Origin of the sequence: Catenulispora acidiphila DSM 44928 (genome assembly GCF_000024025.1) — a bacterium.
Taxonomy (GTDB): domain Bacteria; phylum Actinomycetota; class Actinomycetes; order Streptomycetales; family Catenulisporaceae; genus Catenulispora; species Catenulispora acidiphila.
This window is the reverse complement of record NC_013131.1, coordinates 1,981,310-1,994,332: the sequence shown is the minus strand read 5'-3', so window position 1 is coordinate 1,994,332 and position 13,023 is coordinate 1,981,310. Positions and strand designations below refer to the sequence as shown.

Sequence of the window (13,023 nt, the reverse complement as noted above, 5' to 3'; positions counted from 1 at the left end):
CAATGGTAGCGACGGCAGGGCCAGCGTACCGGGAGCGTCCCCCCGGCGAGTCCATGTGACCGGCGCAACACTCTGATGCGGCAAGGCTCACGCTACGTGCCGCCACCGACACCGAACGTTGACTTTCCTCACGGTTCGCCCCCTTTCCGCGTACGCTCTGAGCGAACGTGACGCTTTCGAGCCCGAATCACTAGCGCGGGAACACCGAACGCCTGCTTTGATGTTGTTCCGGGTACCACACAGAAAGCAGGTGCGACCGTGACCACTGCAGTACTGACTCCGACTGAGCCGCTCAAGGCCTCCGACCGCTGCGACCGCTGCGGTGCCGCTGCTTACGTGCGCGTCGTCCTGGGTGGCGGCGAGCTCCTCTTCTGCGCCCACCACGGCAAGAAGTACAACGAGAGCCTGGCCAAGGTCGCCATCGAGATACACGACTTCTCCGACCAGCTGACCCCGGACTCCAAGGCCGCCGTCGAGGAAGAGCGCTGAAGCCTCGCGCGCCGATCCCCCGGCCCGATTGCGTAGACCTGTAACGGACGATCCGATAACGGCTACTGCTGCTTGTTGCTGAAAGGCCCCGGCTCCCGATGGAGCCGGGGCCTTCGCTGTGAGCTGAATCGCTGTGAGCTGAATCACTGACAACCGCACGCCATGTGCGTAGCGTGTTCAACGTCTCACGGACTGTGACAGACAGAACACCATGAGTGCGGCCGCCCCCTTCAGGGCGGCCGCACTCATGGTTTCCGGACGTCTAGTCCAGGTAGTCCCGCAGAACCTGCGAGCGCGACGGGTGCCGCAGCTTCGACATGGTCTTGGACTCGATCTGCCGGATCCGCTCGCGCGTGACCCCGTAGACCTTGCCGATCTCGTCCAGCGTCTTGGGCTGGCCGTCGGTCAGCCCGAACCGCATGGACACCACGCCGGCCTCCCGCTCGCTGAGCGTGTCGAGCACCGAGTGCAGCTGTTCCTGCAGCAGCGTGAACGACACCGCGTCGGCCGGGACGACCGCCTCGGAGTCCTCGATGAGGTCGCCGAACTCGCTGTCGCCGTCCTCGCCCAGGGGGGTGTGCAGGGAGATCGGCTCGCGGCCGTACTTCTGGACCTCGACGACCTTCTCGGGCGTCATGTCCAGTTCCTTGGCCAGCTCCTCCGGGGTGGGCTCGCGCCCGAGGTCCTGGAGCATCTGGCGCTGCACGCGGGCCAGCTTGTTGATGACCTCGACCATGTGGACCGGGATGCGGATGGTCCGCGCCTGGTCGGCCATGGCGCGGGTGATGGCCTGACGGATCCACCACGTCGCGTAGGTCGAGAACTTGTAGCCCTTGGTGTAGTCGAACTTCTCGACCGCGCGGATCAGACCGAGGTTGCCCTCCTGGATCAGGTCCAGGAACAGCATGCCGCGGCCGGTGTAGCGCTTGGCCAGGGAGACCACGAGGCGCAGGTTCGCCTCCAGCAGGTGGTTCTTGGCCCGGCGGCCGTCCTCGGCGATGATGTCCAGCTCGCGCCGGAACTCCGGGGTCAGCGGCTCGCCGTCGTTCAGCTTCTCCTCGGCGAACAGGCCGGCCTCGATGCGCTTGGCGAGCTCGACTTCCTGCTCGGCGTTGAGCAGCGGGACCTTGCCGATCTGCTTGAGGTAGTCCTTCACCGGGTCCGCGGTGGCGCCGGCGGAGGCGACCTGCTGGGCGGGGGCGTCGTCCTCGTCGTCGGACAGGACGAAGCCCTCCTCCTTGTCGCCGGGGGTGGCCCCGTCGCCCTCGGAGGCTTCCTCGCCTTCCTCGTCGGCGACGGCGACCACCAGATCGGGGGCGTCCTCGTCGTCGAGTTCGATCTCCAGGTCGACGTCTTCCTCGAGTTCGACGCTCTCGCCGTCCTCCTCGTCGCCCTTCGCGCCGGCGGCCTTCTTGCCCGGCGCGGCCTTCTTCGCCGCCGCCTTCTTGGCCGGACCGGCGCCGGCCTCGGCGCCGTCGGCGCCCTTGGCAGCGGTCTTCTTGGCCGCGGTCTTCTTCACCGCGGCGGTCTTCTTCGCCGCGGCCGAACCGGCCTCGGCGCCTTCCTCGGACGCGCCGTTGGCGGCCGCGACAGCCGGCGCGGCGGTCTTGGCGGCGGCCTTCTTGACCGTCGCGGCCTTGGCCGCGGTGGCCGTGGTCGTCTTCTTGGCCGCGGTCTTGCTCGCCGCGGCGACGCGCTTGCGCGCGACCCCGGCGCTCTGCACGGCGTTGACCGTCAGATCGACGCCGTCCTCGTGGAGTACGGTGGTCAGGGCCCGCATGACGCTCTTGGCCTTGGCCATCGGGATGTCCGCCTCTTCAAAGGCCTGCCGCACCTCGTCTGCGGCAATGTGTCCCTGCGCCCTGCCCCGCTCGATGAGCGCCACGAGGTGGGCGGACTCGGCGATCTCGGCGGGCAGTGGACGGGAAGTGCTGGCCGACACGAAAACCCTCTCGCTACTGGATGGCAACCACCCGCTTCCGACGTGAGCCGGGATACAACCGGTCCGCTTGAGACGTACCGGCCGTCTTGCTCTGTGTCGGGTTCGTGTGGAAGATTCCGATCGCGCCGCGGATCCGGCCGGTCGCACCCGGTCGTTCCGCATTGCACGCGACATAGCATTGTGGCACGCCGATGTATTCCCCCGGCACCGGATACCCGGTAATCGGCGGGCACCGCCTCGAACTCGCCGCTCGGCGTCCCGGCGATACGGCGGTGCCCCGCACCACTGGCAAGCTCTGGCGGTAACGCTACCGGACGCCGCCGATCACCGGTTGTTCACTGTCCGCGCTGGCCCGGCAGACCGTAGGCCGCGGACTGCTCCTCCAGCTGAGCGGCCAGCATGGCGCGCATCACGCTCGCGGCGGCCACACCGTCGCCGGCCGCGATCTCCTCAGCGAGGCGCTGGTGCGCGGCCGCGCCGGCGTCGCCCATCGGCCCGCAGGAACGGCGCCGCAGCCCCGCGCTCTCGGCCGCGCCGGTCACCACCCGCGCCAGGTGCTCCACCATCCGGTTCGGGCACTCGGCGACCAGCAGCGCGTGGAACTCGCCGTCGATCTTGGCGTAGCCGGGCTGGTCGCCGTTGGCGGCGGCCTGCTTCAGCAGCACGGCCAGCTCCGAGAGCCGGGCCGCGGCGGGCTCCGAGAGGCGTCCGGAGGCCAGCTGCGCGGCCAGCGGCTCGAAGGCGCAGCGCAGCTCGGCCAGCTCGCGGCACTGGTCCAGGCCCGCCACCCCGGCCGCGCGCCACTCGATGACGTCCGGGTCCAGCAGGTTCCACTCCGGCACCGGGCGGATCCGGGTCCCGACGTTGGGCCGCGCCGTCACCATGCCCTTGGCCTCCAGCACCCGCAGCGACTCGCGGACCACGGTGCGCGAGACCTCGAAGCGGCGGCCGATCTCCTCGGGCACCAGCGGCCGGTCGGCGCCGAGCTCGCCGGCCACGATCATCCGGCCGAGCTGCTGGACCAGCTGGCCGTGCAGGCCGCGGGCCTGGGTCCCGGCGCGCAGGGACAGGTAGGAGTCGGTCATCGTGCCGCCGGCGGCCGCGGCGAGGGTGTTGGCGACCGGCGAGGGGGCGGGAAGAGTGTCGACGGGCGCGGCGGTCCCGGTCATGTGTGTAGGAATGCTCATGTTGTTGTCGTCGGCCGCACCGCGGGCGGACTTGAGGATTCTTAGCCGATAGTCGTGCCGATGTCACCCGTCGGAATGATCACCCGCAGGTCGGGGCGTCGCCCCCGAGGAGCTATCAGGACTTTTCCCTCAAGGCTGTCTGCCAGGGCGTCGAGTATGCGGATGTTGAGTCGTCCGACGGTCCCGCGCCCCCATTTCGTCAACTTGACGATAAGGGGCGCGAGGCGCTACCGTCGCACCGTCTTGAAAGGCTCTGACTTTCCTGGGGGAGAACACCATGGCGGACATCACCAGACGGCTTTTCGTGAGCCACTTCCGCGGCAGCCCGACCAACCACGTGGTGCACCTGCGGCGCGGCAAGGTCGCCCACGAGGGCACCGGGCAGGCGTTCTGGTTCCGGCCGCTGAGCGCGGTGCTGGCCGAGGTGCCGGTCGACGACCGCGAGCTGCCGATGCTGTTCCACGCGCGCACCAAGGACTTCCAGGACGTCGTCGTGCAGGCCTCGATGACCTTCCGCTTCGTCGACCCGGCCGTGGCCACCCAGCGCCTGGACTTCGCCGTCGACCCGGCCTCCGGCCAGTGGCGCGCCACCCCGCTGGAGCAGGTCGCGACGCTGCTCACGGAGCTGGCGCAGCAGCACGCGCTGACCCTGGTCGCCACCTTGGAGCTGGCCGACGCCCTGGCCTCGGGCACCGCGGCGGTCCAGGAGCGGGTCACCACCGGCCTGGCCGCCGACGCGCGCCTGACCGAGACCGGCATCGGCGTGCTCGGCGTCCGCGTGGTCGCGGTGAAGCCGGAGGCCGACGTGGAGCGGGCACTGCGCACCCCGACCAGGGAGCTGATCCAGCAGGAGGCGGATCGCGCGGGCTTCGAGCGCCGGGCGCTGGCGGTCGAGCGCGAGCGCGCGATCACCGAGAACGAGCTGCAGAGCAAGATCGAGCTGGCCACGCGCGAGGAGCAGCTGGTCGCGCAGGAGGGCGCGAACGCGCGGCGCCGGGCGACCGAGCAGGCGGCCGCGGCGCGCATCGCCGCCGAGGGCGACTCGGACCGGGCGCGGATCGCGGCCGAGGGCGAGGCCGAGCGCGCGCGGATCGCCACGGCGGCCAACGCCGAGCGGGCCCGGATCGTCGCCGAGGCGGACGCGGACGCGCTGCGCACCCGCTCCTCGGCGAACGTCGAGGACCTGCGCGCGGTCGGCGCGGCCGAGGCGGAGAACGAGGCGGCGAAGCTGGCGGCGTACGCCGGGCTGGACCGCGGCGTGCTGTTCGCGCTGGCGCTGCGCGAGTTCGCCGGGCAGCTGCCGGAGATCGGGACGGTGAACCTGACCCCGGACGTGCTGACCGGGCTGCTGGCGAAGCTGGCGAACGGCTCGGCGGGCTCCGGCGCGATCGGCTCCGGTACCGCCGGAGCCGTCGGCGGCGGGGAGTCCTGAGCGATGTCCGTGGCACCGCGGGTGGTCATCGTGCACCGGCACAGCGAACGCGACGAGATCGTCGCCGAGCAGGGCACGTGGGGGCAGGCGGAGTTCGTCCAGAAGCGCCGCGGCGTCTCGCTGTCCTCGGTGAAGAAGCGCCATGACATGCTCAGCGGCGCCGTACAGGCGGTCTCCTCCACGATCCCCAAGGAGTGGCGCCGCGGGACGGTCGAGCGCGCCGACCTCCCGCGGTTCCTGTTCGAGCCCGAAGACGTCGTGGTGGTGGTCGGCCAGGACGGACTGGTCGCCAACACCGCGAAGTACCTGGACGGCCAGCCGGTGATCGGCATCGACCCCGACCCGGGGCGGAACGTGGGTGTCCTGGTCCGCCACTCCCCCGGGGACTTCCAGTCCCTGCTCACGCAGATCGGCGCCGGCCGGGCCCGCTTCGAGTCCCGCACCATGGTCTCGGCCGCCACCGACGACGGGGAGTCCCTGCTGGCGCTGAACGAGGTCTACCTCGGGCACTCCGGACACCAGTCCGCGCGCTACCTGCTGAGCACTCCGGAGGGCGAGGAGGAGCACCACTCGTCCTCGGGACTGCTGGTCGGATCAGGGACGGGCGCGACCGGCTGGCTGCTGTCGATCGCCCGGCAGCGGGCGCGGCAGATCACCCTGCCGGGACCGACGGATCCGGAGCTGGGGTGGTTCGTGCGGGAGGCGTGGCCGTCGCCGACGACCGGCGCTTCGCTGACGGAAGGACTGCTGCCGAACGGGGAGGAGCTGACGATTCGCATCGAGGGCGAGTCGCTCGTGGTGTTCGGCGACGGGATCGAGGGCGACTGCCTGGCGCTCAGCTGGGGGCAGACGGTGCGGATCCGTGCTGCGCAGCGGCATCTGCGGCTGGTGGTGTGACAGCGGTTGGTGGTGTGACAGCGGTTGGTGGTGTGACAGCGGCCTGCGACGCTGCTGTGTGGCTGGCGTCTGACAGCGGTCTGTGACGCTGTGGCTGCACTAGACGCGCCCGGGACGGCAGACTGGAGCCGTGCTTCTCGACGGGATCGGCAAGCGGTACCGGATCGGCGGACCGTGGGTGCTGCGTGATGTCCGGCTGGAGCTGCGGCCGGGGCGGGTCGTGCGGATCCACGGACACAACGGCAGCGGGAAGTCGACGCTGCTGCGGGTTGTCGCGGGGATCGCCGAGCCGTCCAAAGGGCGGGTGAGCGGACGTCCGTCCACCGGCTATGTGCCGGAGCGGTTCCCTCCGGCGTTGCCCTTCACCGCGGCGCAGTATCTGCGGCATCATGCGCGGATGCGCGGGATCTCGGCGTCGCAGGGTACGCAATTGCTGGAGCGGTTCGGGGCGGAGCAGTTCGCCGGGACCGCGATGAAGGAGCTGTCGAAGGGGACGTCGCAGAAGATCGCAGTGACGCAAGCGCTGCTCGGCGATCCGGAGCTGCTGGTCTTCGACGAGGCGTGGACGGGGTTGGACGTCGCGGCTCGTGAGGAGCTGGCGGCGGTGGTGCGGGAGCGGGCTCGGGGCGGGGCTTGCGTGGTGTTCGTGGACCACGACGCGGCGCGGTTGGCCGATGCCACGGACGAGCGGTGGGTGGTGCGGGACGGAGCGCTGCACACGGCCGATGAGAAGACTCCTGCCACCGCCAGCCGAATGGTCATCACGATTGCCGGCGCGGCCGGCAGTTCTCTGGCTGCCCATCTGCCGGAAGCGGAGATCTCGGCGAGGCACGAGGGCGGGCACCGGATCGTCGTGGACGAACGGCGCTCCGACGAGTCGCTCCGGCGTTTGCTGGCCCTCGGGCCAGAGGTACACATCGTCGCTGTATCCCAGGCGCCCCCACAGATCCGCGCGACCGAGGAGTCCTGATGCCCGCGCTGATCCGCTACTACGTGGCGCTGCTCCTGCGCTCCGGACGCTGGCTCCCGGCGACGATCTTCTACGCGGCGATCGTGTCCATCGGAACGCAGGGTTCGGCGAAGATCGGCGAAGCCCTCGGCTACGCCGGCGCGATCCTGGTCCCCTCCGTCGCCTGGCTGACGCGCGCCGCCTTGACCGCCGAACCGGAAGCCGCACGGCACTGCGTGGCCGGAGCCGTGGGCCCGCGCAAGCCGCACATCGCAGCCCTGGCAGCGGCGAGCCTCGGCGGCTTCGTCCTGGCAGCCGGCGGCGCGACGGCGATGCTGTCGACGGTCGGCACGATCCACCCCACGACCGCCCTGACAGCGGGCCTGCTCACCATGGCCCTCTGCGTCCTCGCCGGCAGCGCGGTGGGCGCCCTGTGCAACCCCCCGATCCTGGTCCGCGCCACCTGGGCCATCCCCGTCGCCGGCATCCTGGCCATCACCGTCCTGGTCGCCACCGGCTCCCCCGTCAACGCCGCCATCCGCGGCATCACCCCCAGCGACCAGGGCGCACGCCTGCCCCTGCTGCCCGCGGTCCTGGTCATCGCCGCAACAGCGCTGTGCTGGACGGTGTCGACGTATGTGGCGGCGCGCAAAGAGTTCCACGTCGGCGAAACGGACTGACCGGCGCTGTGAACGCCGGGAGTTGTCTCAGCCGCCGCGCGCGCCTCGGCCAACGCTCCTGATCAGCACTCGAATACGGCGGCCGAGGCCGGGATCGCGCGCGAACTGCCATGCCTTTGCTCCGGTAGAAGCGCCTATACCCGCGACCCGTCCCCGCCCCAGCCGCCCAGCCGCCTCACCCGCGAGGCCGTCCCCCGACCTTCCGAATCACCCGAGCCGCCAACCGGCACCCGGCCGCCAAAGCGTCCTCCGGGTCCTCGTCCCGCATCCACGCCGCCAGGTACCCCGCCGCGAAGGCGTCGCCGGCTCCCGTGGTGTCGATCAGCTCTCCCGGCGCGAGCTGCTCGGCCGGGACGCGGATGGTGCGGTCGAACAGGGCGTCGTGGCGGACCACGCCGTCGGCGCCGAGTTTGACCACCACCTGGTCGCAGAGCTCTGTCAGGGCTCTGGTGGCGGCGACCGGGTCGTCGTCGATGCCGGTGAGGACGGCTGCCTCGTCGCGGTTGGCGATGAGCATGAAGGGATCGCCGATCCAGTCCAGGAAGCGGTCCGGGCCGACGGCGGCGAGCGGGCCGGCCGAGGCGACGTCGACCGAGGTGGTCATGCCGCGGCGGCGGGCCAGGTCCAGGGCGGCGACGCCGGCGGCGCGGCTGGCGGGGTTCAGGATCGTGTAGCCGGACAGGTGCAGGTGGCGGCCGGGAGCGAACTCGTGCGTCGGGAGGTCCATCGGGGTCAGGGCGCTGTTGGCGCCGGGGTCCGGGACCATCGTGCGCTCGCCGGTGGGGTCGACCAGGACCACGACCGTGCCGGTGGGACGGGAGGGGTCGATCTTCAGCGCGGTGCGGACGCCGGTGGCGTGGAGCGCTTCAGCGGCCTCGCGGCCCGGGAGGTCGTCGCCGACGCAGCCCACGAACAGCGCGTCGGCGCCGCCGGCGGCCAGCCAGCAGGCCGTGTTGGCCGCCGAGCCGCCGCCGCGCATCGCGATGCGCCCCGGGCTGTCGGAGGCCGTCACCAGCGGGCCGTCCAGCCGCGCCACGACGTCCACCATCAGGTCGCCGACCACCAGGATCGGCGCTGCCGCGTCGGCCATGGGCACTGGGGTCTTCCGTCTTCCGTATTCCGCGACTGGATAACTGGTTACTGGTTACTGGTTCGGCGCGGCGTCGATGATCTCCGCCGCGATGCGGGTGGCGAGCTCGGCGTTGCGCTTGACCAGCAGCACGTTCGCGCGCAGCGACTCCCCGCCGGTCTCGCGGTGGAAGAACTCCAGCAGGAACGGCGTGACGTCCTTGCCCGCGATCCCTTCCTTGTCCGCGGCGGCCAGGGCCTCGTTCAGGATCCGGTCGTGCAGCACCGGGTCCAGCTGGTCCTCGACCGGGATCGGGTTGGCGATCAGCACGCCGCTGGACACCGCCGGCCACGCCAGCTGCCAGTGCTGCAGCACCGCGTCGGCAATCTCCTCGGCGAAGTCGAAGCTCCACTCCAGCGCGTGGCCCGAGTCGGCGAGGTAGAAGCCGGGGAACTGGGTCGTCCGGTAGCCGAAGACCGGGACGTTCAGCGTCTCCAGCCGCTCCAGCGTCGCCGGCACGTCCAGGATCGACTTCACCCCGGCGCACACCACCGCCATCGGGATGCGCGACAGCGCGGTCAGGTCCGCCGACTCGTCCCAGGAGTCGCGCGCGTGCCGGTGCACGCCGCCGAGCCCGCCGGTGGCGAAGACGTCGATGTCGGCCTGCGCCGCCAGCGAGGCGGTGGCCGCCACGGTCGTCGCGCCGTGCAGCCCCTTGGCCGCCGCCACGCCCAGGTCGCGCACGCCGAGCTTGACCACGTCATCGGACTCGGCGATCAGCCGCAGCTCCTCGTCGGACAATCCGACGCACGGCTTGCCCTCGATCACCGCGATGGTGGCCGGCACGCCGCCGTGGTCGCGCACGGTCTGCTCGATCTCGCGCGCCACCCGCAGGTTGTCCGGCCGCGGCAGCCCGTGGCTGATGATCGTGGACTCCAGCGCCACCACCGGGGTGTCCGACTCCAGCGCCTCGATGACCTCGGGGTGGATCCGGAGCCCTACGCCGTCCACTGTCACTTCTGCCTCCTGCAAGCCCGACGGGCACGAGAGAGACGGGCATAAAAACCCGTCCCGGTTACGCTGATGCGAACACTACTGAAGATCGTAGAACGAGCAGGAGGCGGGTTGTGAGCGACGTGGCGAGCGGCGAGGTCACGGTGGTCGACAACAAGGAGCGCCACCAGTACGAGGCGCACCTGGACGGAGCGCTGGCGGGCGTCCTCACCTACACCGTCAGGGACGGCGTGGCGGTCCTGCCGCACACCGGCGTACAGCCGAGGTACGAGGGCCGCGGCATCGGCGGCCGGCTGGCCAAGGCCGCGCTGGACGACGCCCGGGCGCAGGATCTGAAGGTTGCGCCGTGGTGTCCGTTCATCGCCGCCTACATCGAGAAGAATCCCGAGTACGCGGACCTGGTCGTCGCCGACTGAGGCCCTCTCACACCGCCAGCGCGCGCCCGGCGATCGCCTCGATCGCCAGCCCGCGCGGCAGCGTCCCGAAGGTCCGACCCCAGTCGCCGGCGAGCCGCGAGGCGACGAAGGCGTCCCCGCTCTCGGTCGGCGCGTAACGCAGCATCAGCGAACCCTGCATCAGCAACGCCATCCGCTCCACGAACCGACGCGCGCCCGCTTCGTCCACCGAGGCCACCTCGTCCTTCAGCTCCTTGAACGCGGCGTCGAACCGCGCGTCGGCGCCGCACGCCGTGCCGACCTCCGCGCAGAACGCGTCCCACACACCGTCTTCCCGGCCGAGGGCACGCAGCACGTCCAGCGCGTTGACGTTCCCCGAGCCCTCCCAGATGGAGTTCAGCGGCGCTTCCCGGTACAGGCGCGGCATCCCGGATTCCTCGACGTAGCCGTTCCCGCCCAGGCATTCCAGCGCCTCGGCCGCGAACGGCGCGCAGCGCTTGGTGACCCAGTACTTCGCCACCGCCAGACCGATGCGGCGGAACTTGCGCGCGGCCGGGTCCGAGCCGGCGTCCGTGGCCGCGGCGAGGTGCAGTGAGGTGAGCGTCGCCGCCTCGGACTCCAGCGCGAGGTCGGCGAGCACGTTGCGCATCAAGGGCTGGTCGGCGAGCAGCTTGCCGAACGCCATGCGGTGCCGCGTGTGGTGCACCGCCTCGGCGAGCGCCGCGCGCATCAGCGAGGCGGAGCCGGTGACGCAGTCCAGACGGGTCATGGCGACCATCTCGATGATGGTGGCCACGCCGCGGCCCTCGTCGCCGAGCCGCCAGGCGCGGGTGTTGTGGAACTCGACCTCCGAGGAGGCGTTGGCCCGGTTGCCCAGCTTGTCCTTCAGCCGCTGAAGGCGGAAGGAGTTACGGCTCCCGTCGGGCAGCACGCGCGGGATCACGAAGCAGGTCAAGCCGCCGGGCGCCTGGGCCAGCACCAGGAACACGTCGCACATCGGCGCGGAGGTGAACCACTTGTGGCCGATCAGCGTGTACTCGCGGTCCGAGCCGGCAGCCGGCGTCGCCTTGGTGGTGTTGGCGCGGACGTCGGAGCCGCCCTGCTTCTCGGTCATGCCCATGCCGGCCAGGCAGCCCGCCTTGGTGGCGGGGTCGCGCAGGCCGAAGTCATAGCTCGTGGACGCCAGGCGCGGCGTCCACTCCGCGGCCAGCATCGGGTCGGCGGCGAGCGCCGGGACGGCCGCGTAGGTCATCGAGACCGGGCACAGGTGGCCGCCCTCGGTCTGTCCCCAGACCAGCATCTTGGCGGCGCGGGCGGTGTGCCGCAGCGTGCCGGCGTCCTCCAGCCAGGGGGCGGCGGCGATGCCGTGGCTGACGGCGACGGTCATCAGCTCGTGCCACGCCGGGTGGAACTCGACTTCGTCGATACGGCGGCCGTAGCGATCGTGGGTTCGAAGGATCGGGTGATTCGCCTCGGCGAGTCGTCCCCACTCCCGGGCCTCGAAAGACCCGGCGAGCGCGCCAAGCCCGGTCAGCTCGGTGTCCGTCGCCGAACCGGACCCGAACAGCCGGTGGACGGCCGCCACCAGGGAGGGGTCGGCGGTATAGGCGTTGTACCCGGCCAACGGCGGAACCTGGTTCAAAGGCTCGTCGGCGGGGCCGACAAGGGTGCCTTCAGGCATGGGCCGGTCATCTCCGTTTCAGCGTGATGCTGGTGCTGCGTCGTGCTGCCGTTAACGTAGTACCCGATCCTTGTCTTCGCTACCAGCTAGTAACAAACCGAAGCCGCCACTTGAAACTCCCCGTCGGACCCGAGGACCCGCGCATGCGCCCAGTGCTCGACCTGCCCGCCGGCTCCGGCCCCGACCCCGACACGGTTGTGCCGGGACAGCGGGAGCAGCCGGAGTACGCCGAGCAGCACAACCATCTGGGGCTGCGCGAGCGCTTCCGCGCGCAGGCACGCAACTGGTGGTCTGTCACCAGGATCACCTTCGCGATCTGCATGCGCTACCGGATCACCGGGCTGGCGGCCGAGGCGGCGTTCTTCGCCCTGCTCTCGCTGCCGCCGCTGGCGATCGGGCTGGCCGGGACGCTGGGCTACCTGAACGGCTGGATCGGCGCGGCGCGGATCGTCGAGATCAAGCACCACATCGAGGGCGCGGCCGGCACGATGCTGTCCGGGCCCGGCGTGCAGAAGATCGACGGGCTGCTGACGAACCTGCTGGCCAACGGGCATCCGGAGCTGATCTCGATCGGCTTTTTGCTGGCGCTGTGGGCGGGATCGCGCGCGATGAACGTCTACGTCGACACCATCACGATCGCCTACGGGCTGTCGGGGCGCCGCGGCATAGTGCGCACGCGCCTGCTGGCGTTCGGCATGTACATGCTGGGGCTGCTGCTGGGCTCGGTGGCGCTCCCGCTGCTGGTGATCGGGCCGGACCTGCTGGTCAGCGCGCTCCCGCCGATCACCGACCTGATCCACGCGGTGTACTGGCCGCTGATGCTCACGGTGCTGGCGGCGTTCCTGAACACCCTGTACCACCTGGCCGTGCCAGTGCGCACGCCCTGGTCGCAGGACCTGCCGGGCACGGTCCTGGCGCTGCTGCTGTGGCTCGGCGGATCGGCGCTGCTGCGGGACTACGTGTCCACCACCTTCTCGGACACCAAGTCGACCAACTCGCTGTACGGAGGACTCGCCGCGGCCGTGGCGATCCTGGTCTGGCTGTACGTCACCGCGCTGGCGGTGCTCCTGGGCGCGGCGCTGAACGCGGCCGTGGAACAAGTGTGGCCCTCGCGAAGGTTGTGGCTTGCGAGGCTGGCACTGCGCCAGCGGGTAGCGGCTCAGCGGGACGCCACCGTCCCGGTTCCGGAAGGGTTTCCCACGGACGACTGAGCTGGCAGAAAACTCCGGCGACAACGCGTCGGAGGCGTACGTACCATGAAGCGATCTTCCGGGATTTCGGTGGATAC

Annotated in this window: 12 protein-coding genes; 7 read left to right on the top strand and 5 right to left on the bottom strand. The window is 70.9% G+C overall.

Annotated elements, in window-relative coordinates; genetic code table 11:
• The first annotated feature begins 258 nt into the window (after positions 1-258).
• Complete coding sequence (locus tag CACI_RS08785; RefSeq protein WP_012785977.1) at positions 259-489, top strand: DUF7455 domain-containing protein; 231 nt, start codon at positions 259-261, stop codon at positions 487-489.
• A gap of 262 nt (positions 490-751) precedes the next feature.
• Here the strand turns inward: CACI_RS08785 and CACI_RS08780 are convergent, their stop codons facing one another.
• Together CACI_RS08780 and CACI_RS08775 are read right to left on the bottom strand one after the other, a co-directional pair.
• On the bottom strand, positions 752-2,431 hold the full coding sequence (locus tag CACI_RS08780) for an RNA polymerase sigma factor (RefSeq protein WP_012785976.1): 1,680 nt from the start codon (positions 2,429-2,431) through the stop codon (positions 752-754).
• A gap of 335 nt (positions 2,432-2,766) precedes the next feature.
• Positions 2,767-3,618 (bottom strand): FadR/GntR family transcriptional regulator, encoded by an 852-nt coding sequence (locus CACI_RS08775; RefSeq protein WP_049871518.1) that lies wholly within the window; start codon positions 3,616-3,618, stop codon positions 2,767-2,769.
• Positions 3,619-3,895: 277 nt separating this feature from the next.
• Between CACI_RS08775 and CACI_RS08770 the strand changes: the two genes are divergently transcribed.
• From CACI_RS08770 to CACI_RS08755, 4 genes are all read left to right on the top strand, one after another.
• Complete coding sequence (locus tag CACI_RS08770) at positions 3,896-5,050, top strand: SPFH domain-containing protein (protein WP_012785974.1); 1,155 nt, start codon at positions 3,896-3,898, stop codon at positions 5,048-5,050.
• A 3-nt stretch (positions 5,051-5,053) separates the two neighbouring features.
• Positions 5,054-5,947 carry an NAD(+)/NADH kinase gene (locus CACI_RS08765; protein ID WP_012785973.1) on the top strand — a complete coding sequence of 298 codons (894 nt, stop codon included), beginning with the start codon at positions 5,054-5,056 and terminating at the stop codon, positions 5,945-5,947.
• A 130-nt stretch (positions 5,948-6,077) separates the two neighbouring features.
• Positions 6,078-6,917, top strand: coding sequence for an ATP-binding cassette domain-containing protein (locus tag CACI_RS08760; RefSeq protein ID WP_012785972.1), 840 nt, complete (start codon positions 6,078-6,080; stop codon positions 6,915-6,917).
• Positions 6,917-7,576 (top strand): hypothetical protein, encoded by a 660-nt coding sequence (locus tag CACI_RS08755; protein WP_012785971.1) that lies wholly within the window; start codon positions 6,917-6,919, stop codon positions 7,574-7,576. Before CACI_RS08760 ends, CACI_RS08755 begins: the two co-directional genes overlap by 1 nt.
• A gap of 175 nt (positions 7,577-7,751) precedes the next feature.
• Here the strand turns inward: CACI_RS08755 and CACI_RS08750 are convergent, their stop codons facing one another.
• Both CACI_RS08750 and CACI_RS08745 read right to left on the bottom strand, forming a co-directional pair.
• Positions 7,752-8,666 carry a carbohydrate kinase family protein gene (locus tag CACI_RS08750; protein WP_012785970.1) on the bottom strand — a complete coding sequence of 305 codons (915 nt, stop codon included), beginning with the start codon at positions 8,664-8,666 and terminating at the stop codon, positions 7,752-7,754.
• A gap of 54 nt (positions 8,667-8,720) precedes the next feature.
• Entirely contained in the window at positions 8,721-9,656 is a 936-nt protein-coding gene (locus CACI_RS08745) for a pseudouridine-5'-phosphate glycosidase (RefSeq protein ID WP_041541387.1), read from the bottom strand.
• 116 nt (positions 9,657-9,772) lie between these two features.
• Here CACI_RS08745 and CACI_RS08740 point away from each other — a divergent pair, with 116 nt between their 5' ends.
• On the top strand, positions 9,773-10,075 hold the full coding sequence (locus tag CACI_RS08740; protein ID WP_012785968.1) for a GNAT family N-acetyltransferase: 303 nt from the start codon (positions 9,773-9,775) through the stop codon (positions 10,073-10,075).
• Between the two features lie 7 nt (positions 10,076-10,082).
• Here the strand turns inward: CACI_RS08740 and CACI_RS08735 are convergent, their stop codons facing one another.
• A complete protein-coding gene (locus CACI_RS08735; RefSeq protein WP_012785967.1) occupies positions 10,083-11,735 on the bottom strand; it encodes an acyl-CoA dehydrogenase family protein in 1,653 nt (550 codons plus the stop codon).
• A gap of 143 nt (positions 11,736-11,878) precedes the next feature.
• On the opposite strand from CACI_RS08735, the gene CACI_RS08730 reads away from it, so the two are divergent.
• Positions 11,879-12,946 (top strand): YihY/virulence factor BrkB family protein, encoded by a 1,068-nt coding sequence (locus CACI_RS08730; protein WP_012785966.1) that lies wholly within the window; start codon positions 11,879-11,881, stop codon positions 12,944-12,946.
• Positions 12,947-13,023 lie beyond the last annotated feature (77 nt).